The sequence below is a fragment of the Pseudonocardia sp. genome (assembly GCF_025965585.1).
Classification (GTDB): domain Bacteria; phylum Actinomycetota; class Actinomycetes; order Mycobacteriales; family Pseudonocardiaceae; genus Pseudonocardia.
The window spans coordinates 31,529-44,633 of record NZ_JAOPWR010000236.1; the positions used below are offsets into that span (position 1 = coordinate 31,529).

Annotated in this window: 16 protein-coding genes and 1 pseudogene; 10 read left to right on the top strand and 7 right to left on the bottom strand. The window is 69.7% G+C overall.

Going from position 1 to position 13,105, the window contains the following annotated elements:
* The first annotated feature begins 71 nt into the window (after positions 1-71).
* Positions 72-1,061 carry a YafY family protein gene (locus tag JWR81_RS15300; RefSeq protein ID WP_297652082.1) on the top strand — a complete coding sequence of 330 codons (990 nt, stop codon included), beginning with the start codon at positions 72-74 and terminating at the stop codon, positions 1,059-1,061.
* A gap of 265 nt (positions 1,062-1,326) precedes the next feature.
* Here JWR81_RS15300 and JWR81_RS15305 read toward each other — a convergent pair whose 3' ends face one another.
* From JWR81_RS15305 to JWR81_RS15325, 5 genes and pseudogenes are all read right to left on the bottom strand, one after another.
* Positions 1,327-2,214 carry an SDR family oxidoreductase gene (locus tag JWR81_RS15305; RefSeq protein WP_297652085.1) on the bottom strand — a complete coding sequence of 296 codons (888 nt, stop codon included), beginning with the start codon at positions 2,212-2,214 and terminating at the stop codon, positions 1,327-1,329.
* Positions 2,211-4,307 carry a hydantoinase B/oxoprolinase family protein gene (locus JWR81_RS15310; protein WP_297652088.1) on the bottom strand — a complete coding sequence of 699 codons (2,097 nt, stop codon included), beginning with the start codon at positions 4,305-4,307 and terminating at the stop codon, positions 2,211-2,213. Before JWR81_RS15310 ends, JWR81_RS15305 begins: the two co-directional genes overlap by 4 nt.
* Positions 4,308-4,338: 31 nt before the next feature.
* Positions 4,339-4,843: pseudogene (locus JWR81_RS15315) on the bottom strand ((2Fe-2S)-binding protein).
* Positions 4,840-5,721, bottom strand: a complete 882-nt coding sequence (locus JWR81_RS15320) for a xanthine dehydrogenase family protein subunit M (protein WP_297652091.1) — start codon at positions 5,719-5,721, stop codon at positions 4,840-4,842. The pseudogene JWR81_RS15315 and the gene JWR81_RS15320 overlap by 4 nt, the downstream one beginning before the upstream one ends.
* Complete coding sequence (locus JWR81_RS15325) at positions 5,718-7,178, bottom strand: solute carrier family 23 protein (protein ID WP_297652094.1); 1,461 nt, start codon at positions 7,176-7,178, stop codon at positions 5,718-5,720. The genes JWR81_RS15320 and JWR81_RS15325 overlap by 4 nt, the downstream gene beginning before the upstream one ends.
* A gap of 218 nt (positions 7,179-7,396) precedes the next feature.
* On the opposite strand from JWR81_RS15325, the gene JWR81_RS15330 reads away from it, so the two are divergent.
* The 4 genes from JWR81_RS15330 to JWR81_RS15345 all read left to right on the top strand — a co-directional run bounded on the left by JWR81_RS15330 (position 7,397) and on the right by JWR81_RS15345 (position 8,505).
* A complete protein-coding gene (locus tag JWR81_RS15330) occupies positions 7,397-7,711 on the top strand; it encodes a hypothetical protein (RefSeq protein WP_297652097.1) in 315 nt (104 codons plus the stop codon).
* An 87-nt stretch (positions 7,712-7,798) separates the two neighbouring features.
* Entirely contained in the window at positions 7,799-7,933 is a 135-nt protein-coding gene (locus JWR81_RS15335; RefSeq protein WP_297652100.1) for a hypothetical protein, read from the top strand.
* A 144-nt stretch (positions 7,934-8,077) separates the two neighbouring features.
* The gene (locus JWR81_RS15340; RefSeq protein WP_297652102.1) at positions 8,078-8,284 is read left to right on the top strand and encodes a DUF6290 family protein; all 207 of its coding nucleotides are present in this window, start codon (positions 8,078-8,080) and stop codon (positions 8,282-8,284) included.
* Positions 8,285-8,286: 2 nt separating this feature from the next.
* Positions 8,287-8,505 (top strand): hypothetical protein, encoded by a 219-nt coding sequence (locus tag JWR81_RS15345; RefSeq protein WP_297652105.1) that lies wholly within the window; start codon positions 8,287-8,289, stop codon positions 8,503-8,505.
* 139 nt (positions 8,506-8,644) lie between these two features.
* Here the strand turns inward: JWR81_RS15345 and JWR81_RS15350 are convergent, their stop codons facing one another.
* A complete protein-coding gene (locus JWR81_RS15350; protein WP_297652108.1) occupies positions 8,645-9,250 on the bottom strand; it encodes a TetR/AcrR family transcriptional regulator in 606 nt (201 codons plus the stop codon).
* Positions 9,251-9,349: 99 nt separating this feature from the next.
* On the opposite strand from JWR81_RS15350, the gene JWR81_RS15355 reads away from it, so the two are divergent.
* The 4 genes from JWR81_RS15355 to JWR81_RS15370 are packed head-to-tail and all read left to right on the top strand — an operon-like array spanning position 9,350 to position 12,162.
* Positions 9,350-10,018 (top strand): peroxiredoxin-like family protein, encoded by a 669-nt coding sequence (locus JWR81_RS15355; protein ID WP_297652111.1) that lies wholly within the window; start codon positions 9,350-9,352, stop codon positions 10,016-10,018.
* Positions 10,019-10,025: 7 nt separating this feature from the next.
* Positions 10,026-10,961: an alpha/beta fold hydrolase gene (locus tag JWR81_RS15360; protein ID WP_297652114.1), complete on the top strand. Its 936-nt coding sequence runs from the start codon at positions 10,026-10,028 to the stop codon at positions 10,959-10,961.
* Positions 10,958-11,359 carry a hypothetical protein gene (locus JWR81_RS15365; protein ID WP_297652117.1) on the top strand — a complete coding sequence of 134 codons (402 nt, stop codon included), beginning with the start codon at positions 10,958-10,960 and terminating at the stop codon, positions 11,357-11,359. Before JWR81_RS15360 ends, JWR81_RS15365 begins: the two co-directional genes overlap by 4 nt.
* Positions 11,356-12,162: an SDR family oxidoreductase gene (locus JWR81_RS15370; RefSeq protein WP_297652120.1), complete on the top strand. Its 807-nt coding sequence runs from the start codon at positions 11,356-11,358 to the stop codon at positions 12,160-12,162. The genes JWR81_RS15365 and JWR81_RS15370 overlap by 4 nt, the downstream gene beginning before the upstream one ends.
* Before the next feature lie 2 nt (positions 12,163-12,164).
* Here the strand turns inward: JWR81_RS15370 and JWR81_RS15375 are convergent, their stop codons facing one another.
* Positions 12,165-12,674 carry a flavodoxin family protein gene (locus JWR81_RS15375; RefSeq protein ID WP_297652123.1) on the bottom strand — a complete coding sequence of 170 codons (510 nt, stop codon included), beginning with the start codon at positions 12,672-12,674 and terminating at the stop codon, positions 12,165-12,167.
* Positions 12,675-12,917: 243 nt separating this feature from the next.
* Here JWR81_RS15375 and JWR81_RS15380 point away from each other — a divergent pair.
* Positions 12,918-13,105: transposase (locus JWR81_RS15380; protein ID WP_297652126.1), on the top strand; the 188-nt coding region annotated here is incomplete at its 3' end.

Genomic DNA, 13,105 nt, shown 5'->3' on the forward strand with positions numbered 1-13,105 from the left:
GAGGCGTGCACGTCGCAGGCTAGGGGGAATAGTGGACAGGATCGGTCCTGTATTCGCGTTAGGCTGTGAACATGCCTCGCTCCACCGGCCGCGTGCTGACACTCCTGGAGCTGCTGCAGTCGGGCGGCACCCGGACGGTGGCCGAACTCGCCGACCGGCTCCGCGTCGACGGGCGCACCGTGCGGCGGTATGTGGACCAGCTGATCGACCTGGACGTGCCCGTGGAATCGGTGCGCGGCCGCTACGGCGGGTACCGGCTCGCCCCCGGGTACCGCTTGCCTCCGCTCATGCTCAGCGACGACGAGGCGCTGGCCGTGCTGCTCGGCCTGGTCGCCGGCCGCCGAGCAGGGTTGACGACGACGGAGCACACGGCAAGCGAGACGGCATCGGCGAAGATCCGGCGGGTGCTGCCTAAGCACATCGCCCGTCGGCTCGACACACTCCTGGGAGCTCTCGCCTTCACGGATCAGCCCGGTGATTTCGACACCCCGGACGCCGAGGTCCTGCTCACCGTCGCCGATGCGGTGCGCCACCGCCGACCGGTCTCGATCCGCTACACCGACCGCGACGAACGGCGCAGCGAACGCACGCTGCACGCGTACGGGATCGTCGCCCATGCGGGCCGGTGGTACGTCACGGGCAAGGACGCCCAGATCGGCGAGGACCGAACCTTCCGGCTCGATCGCATCGCAGACGCGAGGACCCTGCCCGGCTCATTCGAAATGCCCGTGGCCCCCGGTCCGGCACAGCGGGTGTTGTCAGCGTTCGCCACCGCCGAGTACCGGCATGAGGTGACCTTGCGGATCCACGGGACGGTTGGGCAGATCCGCGCCCACCTTCCCGCCAGCGTCGCGAGCCTGGAGGAGTGCGCGCCCATGGCAGGCGAGGACCGAACGACTGAGCGCTGGCTGCGCGTCGAGCTGCGGGTGGAGCGGCTCAACTGGTTGCCTCCGGTACTCGCCTCACTCGACCGGCCGTTCGTCATCGAGCGCCCCGATGAACTGCGCGACCTCGTCACCGCGCTCGCCGATCGCCTCACGTCCTGCGCCCGCCAAGCCTGACAGCGAGGAACCAATGTCATGAGATGGCGACGTCCACACCCCTCGAGGCCGCCGGGCCCCTCATCCTCGGGCGCCAGCTCCCGCACGGGCTGGTGCTGATGCCCGCGACGACCGATCCCGCCGTCGTCCGCGCCTGGCTCACGCGTCATTCCGCCGCCGGCATCGAAGGGGTGGTCGCCGAACGCCCCGACCAGCCCTACCGGGCCGGGGCCGGACCTGGCGCAAGATCCGAGGTTGTCATGAGGAGCCGGCGCCCGCCGCTGGATCACGGCACGGCCTGCGCCGCAGGCCATTCTCGCAGGACCAGCTCTTGAAACCTCGTCGGCGCCCGGTTGATGAGCTGGGCAAGGGTCCACGACCCGCCTGTGAGTCCATACGCGTCGTAGTGACCGAACATCGCAGCCAAATCGTCGATCACATGTGCTGGCATACCCGTCGCCACCGCGTTGGCACGCCAGGCGGCCAGTGGTTGGGGTTCGGCGCGGACGTCTCCCACGCCTGCCTCCCTCAGCACCTCAGCCATGTCCTTCGTGCTCAACAACTCTGGCCCGGCAAGTTCGTAACTTGCGTGTTCGTGCCCGCTCTCCACCACGACACGGGCGGCGGCCTCAGCGACATCCAGCAGGTCGACCGGGCTGAAAGGGGCGTCGACCGAGTACGGGACACGCACGACACCGACCGTCCGACCGAGAGTCAGCACGCCGAAGATGTTCTGCATGTAGGACGCAGGCTGCAGGATCGTCCACCGCATCGCCGACAACCTGGCCATCTCTTCGGAGCGGGCTTTGCGGAGGTGGTGGGGCATCGACGGCAGGTACGGGGCCAGCACGGAATGGAGCACGAACCGCTCCACCCCGGCCGACTCGGCGGCGGCGATCACCCCGGCGGTGAGCTCGTCCTCGCGCGGGTGCATATTCGGCGGAATGTGATAGACCGCCGAGACGCCCTCCAACGCCGCACACAACGGCTCCGCCGGACCGTCGAGAGCGACCACCAGCACCTCGGCCGTAGCTGCCGACCGCACCGACGCCTCCTGCCCGGCATTGCGCACCAGTGCCCGGACCGGCACGCCCCGGCCGGACAGTGCGCGCAGCACTGCCCGGCCGGTCTTGCCCGCAGCGCCGGTGACGGCGACCAGGGACGTGCGATTCACAGCCAGTCGACCTCGGCCGAGGTGGCGCCCGCAGCGAGCATGGCGTAGCCGGGTCCGCGGTCGAAGAACGGTGCCGGTGAGTCCGCGGCATCCTCCCGCCGCTGGGCCCGCAGCGCGGTGGAGGCCTCGACGTCCAACTCGAAGCGGAGGTCCAGCCCCGCGCCCGAGCTCGTGACCACTGCGGCGTAGTCAGCCCTGGCGCTCTCGATGGAGACCTTGCCCCACTGCACGTCCTGCAGAACCTCCCCCAGCGGGCGTTCGAGCGGGTCACCCCAGCCGCCGCCGCCGGTGGTCCGGATGCGGATCACCTCGCCGGCCACGACCGGCTCGGAATCGGTCAGGGCCTCGACCTCACGCTCGTCGGGGCCGCCTGGGTCGATCACCACCGAGAAGGGTTTGCCCGCCTTACCGCCCTTCAGGCCCCAGCACGCCAGGATGGAACGGTCGGCAATGGACATGAAGTACCCGTCCTTGAGCATCCGGATCTGCTTCTCGTAGCCGAGACCACCGCGGTAGCGACCAGCGCCGCCGGAGTCCACGGCCAGGCTCAGGCTCTCCACCCTGAACGGGAAGCGCGACTCGGTGAACTCGCTCGGCAGGTTCCTCGAGTCGGGCACCACGTGGATGGTGTCCTCGCCGTCGGAGTAGTACCGACCGCCGGACCCGCCGCCGAGCACCTCACGCATGGGATAGGGCTTGCCGGCGGCGTCCTCTCCGTAGACCCCGGTGTAGCGGATGGTCTCCTGGTCGGCCGGCATCCGGCCGTCCACCGCCTTCGCCACGACCCCGGCCAGCACCCCGAGGAGACGCAGGATGACGAAGGTCCGCGCGTTGGTGGGAGCAGGGAAGATCGGGGTGAGCAGCGTGCCGGGCGGAGGGAAACGCATCTCGATGAGGGGGACGATGCCCTCGTTCACGTCCAGCTCCGCCATCCGCTCCGGCGTGTCGGCCAGGTTGCGCAGAATCGGTGCCAGCCATTTCTTGAGGAAGTTGCCCTCTGCGTAGTCACCGCAATGGTTGATCGGCCCCTTGGCCTGTGGCGCGGTGCCGTCGAAGTCGATGATCAGCTTGGCGCCCTCCGGGGAGTCGTCGGGCGTGCGGGTCAGCGTGATCGGCTGGGTGTGCAGCTTGGGTTCGTCGACGCCGTCGTGCTCGGCGTAGTCCTCCCAGGTCCATGTGCCCACCGGGATCTTGCTGAGAATCTCGCGCCGGTAGGTCTCGGTCGTGCGCTCCGCTGCCGAGATGAAGTGCTCGCGCCGGTCTTCGATGAACTTCACCGGCCGCTCGAGTCGCCGGGCGGCCCAGGCCACCATGACCTCCTCCGGCCACGGATGCACGATCTTGACCCCGAAACCACCACCGACATCCGGGGTGATCACCGTGACGTTGACCAGGTCCAACCCCAGCTTGGAGGCCACCGCGGCGCGCACACCCGTGGAGGACTGGGTGGAACTCCAGATGCGCAGCCGACCGGAGTCCGTGTCCCAGCGGGCGAGGACGCCACGGCCCTCCATCGGCGTGGCGGCCGACCGCTCGATGGACAGGTCGAGCTCCAGCACGTGCGGTGCCGCATCGATCGCGGCCTCGGCGTCACCGACCTGCTGCACGACGTTCGCCGCCACGTTCCCGGGCACGTCCTCGCGTACGAGCTGAGCCGCGGCGCGGGCGTTCTCGATGCCCACCACCGCCGGCATCGGCTCGTACTCGACGGTGATGCGCTCCGCGACGTCCTCGGCGACGTACCGGTCGACCGCGACCACCATGACGACGGCCTCACCGACGTAGTTCACCTCATCCTTGGCCAGGATGTGCTGCGTTCTGCCGTGGGACAGCGCCGGGTGCGGGATGAGCAGCGGGAGGCGGTCGGCCATGGGGCCTTCGAGGTCCTCGTAGGTGTAGATGGCGATCAGTCCGTCGACGTCCAGCGCGCCTGTGACATCGATGTCGATGACCTTTGCGTGGGCGTGCGGTGAGCGGACCACCGCCATTGCGAGCGCATCCCGGCCGAGGTCGCCGACGAAGGCGCCGTTGCCGGACACCAGCCGTTCGTCTTCCACCCGGGCGACCCGCTCGCCGAACATTCTCGTGGTCATGAGCGGGGTCCCGTCTGCGGGCACTCGGCCCTCACGAGTTGGCCGCCGTCCGGTCGTTGGCGCCGGTGAGCGCCGCGGCCCGCAGTACCGAATCGACGATGTTCTGGTAGCCGGTACACCAACACAGGTTGCCGGCGACCATGTCCCTGGCCTGCTCCCGCGAGGGATCGGTTGTCCCGCAACCTGGCGGTGATGGTGGTGAGGAAGCCGGGGGTGCAGAAACCGCACTGAAGGCCGTGGCAGTCACGGAAGGCCTGCTGCACCGGGGACAGGCGCCCGTCCGGCAGGATGAGCCCCTCGACCGTCGTGACCTCGTGACCGTGGACAGAGACAGCCAGCAGCAGGCAGGCTCGCACGGGCTCGCCGTCCAGCAGCACCGTGCAGGCACCACACACGCCGTGCTCACACCCGACGTGGGTGCCGGTCAGCTGAAGGTCGTGACGCAGGCAGTCCGACAGCAGCCGTCGAGCCGGCACCGAGACGTCGTGCGGTGCGCCGTTGACGATGATGCGGATCTCGTGGAGCTGCTCACTCATGCTGTTCTCCCTGGGTCAGCGGCGGCGTGTGCCGCCTCACGAACGGCGCGCTGGGTGAGTACGCCGGCCAGATGGCTGCGGTAGGCGGCCGTGGAATGGATGTCCGGTTCCGGGTCGATTCGCGCCTGCACGAAAGCAGCCAGGTCCTCGGTCTGGGTGTCGTCGAATGAGCGCCCCTTGAGCACCTCTCCCAGGTCGAGGACGAATGGTGTCGCCGAGACGGACAGGAAGGCGGCGCGAGCCGTGGAGATGCGCTGGGCGTCATCCAGCTCGAGCACGGCACCCACCCCGCAGACGGCATAGTCGCCGTGCCGCCGGGAGATCTCGGCGAACGAACTCCCCGAGCCGGGGATGCGCGCCGGGAAGAACACCTCTACCGCGAGCTCGCCCGGTTGCACAGCGGACTCCAACGGCCCGAGGAAGAAATCCTCGGCAGCCACCGTCCGCAGCCCCCGTGCGCCGGCCACCCGCACCGTGCCTCCCAGCAGGCTGAGTACGGCAGTCATCTCCCCAGAAGGGTCGGCGTGCACGATGCTCCCCACCGTGGTGCCGCGATTACGGATGGTCGGGTGGGCGACAAGACGGACTGCCTGACGGAGCAACGGCTGCACTCTGGCTGCATCAGTGCTGCGCTCGAGCCTGGCGTGCCGGGACAGCGCTCCGACGCGCACCCCGTCGTCTGTCACGCGCAGGTAGTCCAACTCCGAGACGGCATTGATGTCCACGAGGTGTTTCGGGCCAGCCAACCGCATGTTGAGCAGCGGCAGCAGGCTCTGACCACCGGCCAACACCTTGCCGTTCTCACCCAACCCGGCCAGGAGGTCCACCGCCTCCTGCACGGATGTCGGTCGGGAGTAGTCGAATGCAGGCGGCTTCACCGGGTGGAACGTCCTCGTGGCTCGACGGGATTCGCGTGGATGCTCGCAGGTGCCGGTAAGGGGACCTCGCCGGCGTCTTGTGGCACGCCCTCGGGCTGCGGAGCGAAACGATTGACCGTGTGGTAAAGGACGATCGCGACGATCGTGCCCAGGGCGATGCCACTCAGCGAGAAGGTGTCGGAGAAAACCAGGCTCACGTCGCCGATTCCGATGGTGAGTCCGGCCGCCAGCGGGACAAGGTTGGCCGGATTGGAGAAGTCGACCCGGTTCTCCACCCAGATCTTGGCCCCGAGCAGCCCGATCATGCCGTAGAGCACGACCGTGATCCCACCGAGCACGCCACCGGGAGTAGCGCTGACGATGGCGCCGAACTTCGGGCACAAACCCAACAGAATCGCGACGAGCGCCGCGATGTAATAGGCCGCAGTGGAGTACACCCTGGTCGCGGCCATCGCCCCGATGTTCTCCGCATACGTGGTGGTCGGTGATCCACCCACCGCGGTGGCGACCACCGTCCCCACTCCGTCCCCGATGAAAGCCCTCCCGAGGTAGGCATCGAGATCCTCCCCGGTCATCTCCGCGACGGCCTTGACGTGACCGGCGTTCTCAGCGATGAGGACGATGACGCTGGGCAACATCAGCACGATGAAGGCGGTGGCGAAAGTGGGCGCGTGCCACCCGACCACGAGATCGTGGCCGTCCGCAGTGAAGGTGGACTTCGCCGGGAAGCCGAACCATTTCGCTGAAGCGACCGCCGACCAATCCACGCGGAGATGCGTGACCGGAGTGGTCGAGCTACATGTGATGGACGTGATGGGGCCGATCAGCCGGTCGAACACCCACGACAAGGCGTAGCCGAACAACAGTCCCAAGAAGATGGCGATGCGGGAGGCGAACCCGCGGAAGACGACGGCGGCGATGATCACGAAGGTTGCGGTGAGCAGCGCAATCCACTGATCCTGGGGCCAGTAAGCCTTGGCGACGACCGGGGCAAGGTTGAACCCGATCAGCATGACGACCGCACCGGTGACCGCAGGCGGGAGCAATCGCCGAACGATTCCGCCGCCGGACAGATGGACGATGACGCCGACAGCCACCAGGATCAGCCCCGCGATCAACGTCGCCCCTGTGATGTTGGCAGAGTTGCCGCCCTGCTCCCGGATTGCCGCGGCACCGGCGACGAACGCGGCGGACGTGCCGAGGTAGGACGGGATCCTGCCCTTGACGATCAGCAGGAACAGGATCGTGGCAACCCCGGACATCATGATCGCCAAGTTCGGGTTGAGCCCCATGATCACGGGGAAGACGAAGGTCGCACCGAACATCGAGACGACGTGCTGGGCCCCGATGCCTGCGGTCCGGCCCCAGGACAACCGTTCGTCGGGTCGCACGATCTCGCGGCTGCCCGGCGTTTTGCCTCCGTGCACCATGGTCCACCTGAAAGCTGCCACGTGCACTCCTCTTCCTTGGCCGGACACGCATCGTCCGGGCTGCGAACCTGGAACGTATGGGGGTGATGGACGTCGCAGCGGCGGGTGTCCCTGCGGGTGAGCTGCTCGGAGCGGGTGAGGGTGCCGGAGCGAGACGCCGGGCGCGAGTGATCGACTGAAGGCCTGGGGCCTTCACGATCCGTGATCACGACCGAGTGCTCACGACCGTGAAGGGACCCCTAGGGATGGAGAACGGTACTGCGTCGATGACGGCTGCGCTCGTGGCGGGGCTGCTCCGCCTGGACGGGTTCACCGTGCTCGGCCAGGCTGAGATCGACGGCGAGCGCGAGCTGCTGGTGGAGACCACCGCCGACTTGGTCCGTTGCCCGGGCCGCGGGGCGGTGGCCGGGCGAAGGACCGCCGGGCGACGTGGGTGCGCGATCTGCCGCTGGCCTGTCGAGGACCTCGCCGAGCCGGACCACGGGCGGTTCTGTCACGGGCACACCGCACCACAGCGGAGCGCTCCGCGGACCGGAACGGGCGAGAGTTCCCGACGGTGAACGCGCGACGCCCGGATCTTCCCGACCCGCCGCACGACGGCCGGTGCCCGTGCTGCTGGCCGCCGACGTGACGGTGCCGATCGGCTGGTGCGTCTGATCCGCTGGACCTGGCTGCTCGTTGCCCTCGTCACCATCGCGACGCTCGCGCACCGCTTGCCCTTCGACCTGGCGCTCCAGCCGATCTTCGGGCTGATCGCCGGCCCAGCCCGGGCCCGGCACTGAACGGTCAGGACGGCTCGCGCACTACAGGCCCGACGGCTGCCCGCGGCTCCCCGAGGGCAGCCGTGTGGTGCGGGTCGAGCAGGAACACGGCCTCCACGTTGCAGCCCTCACCTGCAGTGGTATCGGTGTCGCACCGTGGGGGACATGGCGATGACGGTCCGGTTCACCGACGAGGAGACAGAGGCGCTGCGCGCTGCCGCGGAGGCCGAGGGCCTGTCGATGAACGACTACGCGCGGCGTGCGGTCCGCGAGCAGATCAGCCGGCGCGCCCACAAGACCAAGGTGGTCGCCTCGGCCGAGCGGGGCGCCGCGCTCTACGGCGAGGCTCTGGAGCGGCTGGGCAACCTGTGATGGTGCCCGAGACGATCTTCCTGGATTTGGAGGATCTGGTGAAGATCGCGCTGGGCGGGCGGGTGCTGGTGCACGACTACGGCCTTCTGGAGTCCGCCGCCGCGGTCCAGGATGTGCAAACCTCGATCGACTTCTACACCACCCACCTCGAGTTCACACTGCGTTCCAGTGCCGCACCCGCGTTCGCCGACGTCACCCGCGGGCATCTGCGGCAGTTGTGAGCAGGTCGGCCAGCTCCGCGGGACGACCCATACCCGACGGGCGCCTGCCAGCCCCCGGCGGCTGGAACCGTATCCATCTCACCGGTGACGCCCAGCTCGGTCCGCTGCACCGCCGCGGAACGCCCGGCCTGCTGATCCGTCAGACGACGAACGACGCGATGTAGGCGATCGCCATGTCCAGCGCAGCCTCCAGCGGGGCGGTGTCCCTGCGCACCTGCGTGAGCAGCAGCCCGCCCTGCAGCGCGGCCAGCGTGGCCGTCGCCAGCCGGGCCGGGTCGGCACCGGCGCGCAGCTCGCCTCGGTCGCGCATCGCAGTCAGGCCGTCGCGGATCGCGCCCTCCCACCGGGCGAACCCGGCGGCGAGCTCGCCACGGGCCGCCGGATCGATCTCGGACAGCTCGGAGGCCAGCGATCCGATCGGGCACCCGCCCTCGCAGTTGCGCCCGGCCTGCAGATCGACCACCAGGTCCCGCCAGGCCTGCAGCGCCGCGACGCTGTCGAGCCGGCTGAGCACGGGCTGCTGGGCAGAGAGGACCGCCTCGGTCTGGTGCGCGATGACGGCGTGCACGAGATGCTGCTTGCCGTCGAAGTAGTGGTAGAGCTGCGAACCGCTGATCCCCGACGCCGCCTGCACGTCCTCGGTGCTGGTGCCGGCCACGCCGCGCTCGAACATCAGCTGCGACGCGGCCGCGACGATCCGCGACCGGGTCGCGAGGCCTTTCCGGGTCAGGCGCGGGGACGACACGGCGTCCACTCTAACCCGTTTCTGGAGTTGACAGTCCAGAACAAGCGGCGTAGAGATTGGGGTGATCAGTCCAGAATCTTTCAGGCGATGGAGCAGACCATGACCAGCACGCACGAGACCATCGCCACCCGGGTGGCCGCCCTCCAGGCCGGGATGGCCGGGCAGCTGTCCGCCGACGTCGGCACCGCGTTCGCCGCCGAACAGACCGCCCTGCAGGCCGCGGGCGTCCCGGCCGGGGTCCCGACCGCCGGCACCGCGTTCCCCGACGCGGAGCTGATCGACGCCACCGGGCAGCCGACCACCGTCGCCACCGTCGCGGCCGCGCGAGCCGCGGTGGTCGTGTTCTACCGCGGCGCCTGGTGCCCGTACTGCAACGTGGCGCTGCGCACCTACCAGGAGCAGCTCGCACCCGAGCTCGACCACCGCGGCATCGCGCTGGTCGCGATCAGCCCCCAGGCCCCCGACGGTTCACTGACGATGCGGGAGAAGAACGAGCTGGGCTTCCCGGTCCTGTCCGACCCGGGCAACCGGATCGCGACCGCGCTCGGCATCCTCACCGGCCCGTCCGACGACGCCCGGGCCGCCCAGAACGCACTCGGTCTCGACCTCACCGTGGTGAACGCCGATGGCACCACCGGCCTGCCGATGCCCACCGTCGTGCTGCTCGACGCCGACGGAATTCTCCGCTGGATCGACGTGCATCCGGACTACACCACCCGCACCGAGCCCGCCGAGGTGCTGGCTGCGGTCGACCGCGAGCTGGTCTGATCCACTGGTGCCCCGGACCATCGCGGATCTGCCCGCCGACGTCGCCGCCCGCTACCCGTACCGGTCGCGGTTCACCACCGTCAACGGGCGGCGGATGCACTACGTCGACGAGGGCCCACCCGACGCGCCGCCGGTGCTGCTGCTGCATGGCAACCCGGCGTGGGGCTACCTGTGGCGCGACACCGTCGTACCGCTGCTGGCGGCCGGGTACCGCGTCGTGGTGCCCGACCAGATCGGGTTAGGGCTCTCGGAGAAGCCGCACGACCACCGGGTGCACACCCTCGACAACCACACCGCAAACATCGTCGCGCTGCTCGACCGGCTCGACCTGCGCGGCGTCCTGTTCGTCTGCCACGACTGGGGCGGCCCTACCGGGCTCGGCGCACTGCTCACACGCCCGGAGCGGGCCGCGGCGGTCGCGGTGATGTCGACGTGGGCGTGGGCGTCCCCGTCCTCGGAGTTCCACCACCGGGTCCTGCCGTGGCGGCTCATGCACGCCCCGCTCGTCGGGCCTTACCTGCTCGGCACGCACGCGGCGATGCCCGGCCGCGGCATGTACCTGTCGGTCGTCGACCGCGCCCGCTACGCCGAGCAGGCCATGGGCGCCTACACCGCTGTCCTCGACGATCCCGACGAGCGCGCGTTGACCTGGATCTGGCCCCGGTCGATCCCGCTCGGGCTGCCGTCCGACACCACCACCGGGCGTTTCGCGTGGTTGGAGGCCGGCGTGCGCGACCTGCGGCTGCCCGCCACCGTGATCTGGGGACGCGAGGACGACGTGTTCACCCCGGACGTGTTCGCCGCCCGCTGGCACGAGGTCTGGCCGCACGCCGAGGGCACCCATCTCGTCACCGGCAAGCACTTCCTGCAGGAGGACTCGGGCACCGAGATCGGCGCGCTGCTGGTCGACTTCGCGGACCGCACCGTGGGGGCGAACCGATGACACCGACACCGATGCCGCACACCGACCGGCCGACCGGCCACCGTCTGGTGCCCCTGCTCGCCGAGCACGACCTGGGCCACTACCCCGAGTTCCGCACCTTCCTGGGCACCATCTTCGGACTCGACGACGACCCGTTCGGCCCGCCCGGGCTGCTACGGGTCGGCGACCGCATCTACGAGTTCACCTTCGTCGGGCGGTCCGGCCGACCGTTCCCGGACGGGACCGAGATCGGCGCACTCGTCCCCGGCCTGGAGCCGCTCGACGAGACCGCGGCCGACCGCGACCTCTGGGCGATCCTGGCATGGCTCGTCGACGGCGTCGGCGGCGAATGGAACAGCGATGCGCTGGCCACCACCGGACGGATCTACCGCATCCCCGCCACCGAGGAGACATCGTGAAGATCAGTGACCGCAGGGTCATCGTCACCGGCGCGGGCAGCGGGATCGGGCGTGAGCTCGCCCTGCGGTTCGGCGCGGCGGGCGGAACGCTCGCCCTCGTCGGGCGCCGTGCCGACGCACTGGAGGACACCGCCACACAGGTTCGCGCGAGCGGCGGGACGGCGCACGTGATCCCCGCCGATCTCGCCGACCGGTCCGCGCCCGACCGCGTCGTCGCCGAGGCCGTCCAGCTCCTGGGCGGCCTGGACATCCTGGTCAACAACGCCGGCAACGTCCGCGCCGGCGACCTGGAGTCGTTGTCGCAGAACGACATCGAGGCGATGGTCGACATCGACCTGCTCGCCCCGATCCTGCTCACCCGCGCCGCACTCCCCCACCTCCGCGCCGCCGGGGAAGGGCTCGTGCTCGGGATCGCCTCGGGCATCGCACTCGTCGCCCTGCCCTACTACTCCGTGTACTCGGCGGTGAAGGCCGGGCTGGCCCACTTCGACGAGTCCCTGCGCCGCGAGCTGCTCGACACCGGCACCCGCGTGGTCACCGTCTACCCCGGCGCCACCGCCACCCCGATGATGGACAGCAGCGACGCCGGCGAGGACCTCGGCTTCGGCCGCCGCCCCGTCTCCGACGTCGTCGACGACATCGTCGCCGGCATCGAGGCCGACCTCCTGGAGATCAACACGGCGCTGGAGTCCCGACGGGCGATGCAGGAGCTCAACCGCACCGACGTCGCCGCCGTCGACAAGGCGCTGCAGCCCCGGCTGGCCGCGTTGCGGGCCGCGGTGTCGGGCCACCGCAGCATCTGACCTCAGGAGCGGTATTGGGGGTTCGGGAAGTCGAAGCGGGCACCCGCGTCCCACTCGCGGCGCTGGTTGCCGTACGCGGGGAACCCGGCGACGTCGCGCAGCATCCAAGCCAGGTGCAGGAGGTCCCACGTCATGAACGTGGTGTTGCGCTGGGTGAACTCGTTGTCCACCCCGGCGCGCGTGCCGTCCTCGAGCTCGTCGCCGTAGCTCGGCCCCGGCCCGGCCTCACCGATCCAGCCGGCGTCGGACTGCGGCGCAACGGTGTAGCCGATGTGCTGCATGCTGTAGAGCACATTGGACGCGCAGTGCTTGATCCCGTCCTCGTTGCCGGTGATCAGGCACCCGCCGACCTTGCCGTAGTACAGCCACTGCCCGCACTCGTTGAGCTCGCCGGAGTGGGCGTCGAGCCGCTCGATGGCCTTCTTCGTCTCGCTGCTGTTGTCCCCCAGCCAGATCGGCCCGGCGATGACGAGGATGTCGGCGGCCAGCACTCGCGCGAACAGCTCCGGCACGCATCGACCTCCCACCCGTGCTCGCGCATGTCCGGATACACCCCGCTGACGATGGGATGGTCGACCGCCCGGAACTGGTCCACCCACACCCCCGGAGGCGAAGGACCTGGTCGAGCGGGTCAACGGCTACTTCGAGACCTCGTTCCTGCCCGGACGCAGCTTCACCGGCCCGGCGGATTTTGAGGTTCCCCCCGGTAGCTCGGAGACCGACGATCATGGCCGTAGGCCGTGAAGGGAGTCTCTGTGGCAGCACCGAAGAAGTACCCCGACGAGCTGCGTGAACACGCTGTCCGTCTCTACCGCAAGACGCACCCGCGCCCGGTGATCCGCCGGCTGGCCGAGCAGCTGGGCGTGCACCACGAGGCGTTGCGGAACTGGATCCGCCAAGACGAGGCCAACCGCGGCGAGCGCACCGACCGGCCCACCACCGA

Excerpts from the sequence above, each read along its gene's own strand:
- JWR81_RS15300 (WP_297652082.1), top strand. The coding sequence starts at position 72 with ATGCCTCGCTCCACCGGCCGCGTGCTGACACTCCTGGAGCTGCTGCAG.
- JWR81_RS15310 (WP_297652088.1), bottom strand. The coding sequence starts at position 4,307 with ATGACCACGAGAATGTTCGGCGAGCGGGTCGCCCGGGTGGAAGACGAA.
- JWR81_RS15330 (WP_297652097.1), top strand. The coding sequence starts at position 7,397 with ATGGAGAACGGTACTGCGTCGATGACGGCTGCGCTCGTGGCGGGGCTG.
- JWR81_RS15340 (WP_297652102.1), top strand. The coding sequence starts at position 8,078 with ATGGCGATGACGGTCCGGTTCACCGACGAGGAGACAGAGGCGCTGCGC.
- JWR81_RS15355 (WP_297652111.1), top strand. The coding sequence starts at position 9,350 with ATGACCAGCACGCACGAGACCATCGCCACCCGGGTGGCCGCCCTCCAG.
- JWR81_RS15365 (WP_297652117.1), top strand. The coding sequence starts at position 10,958 with ATGACACCGACACCGATGCCGCACACCGACCGGCCGACCGGCCACCGT.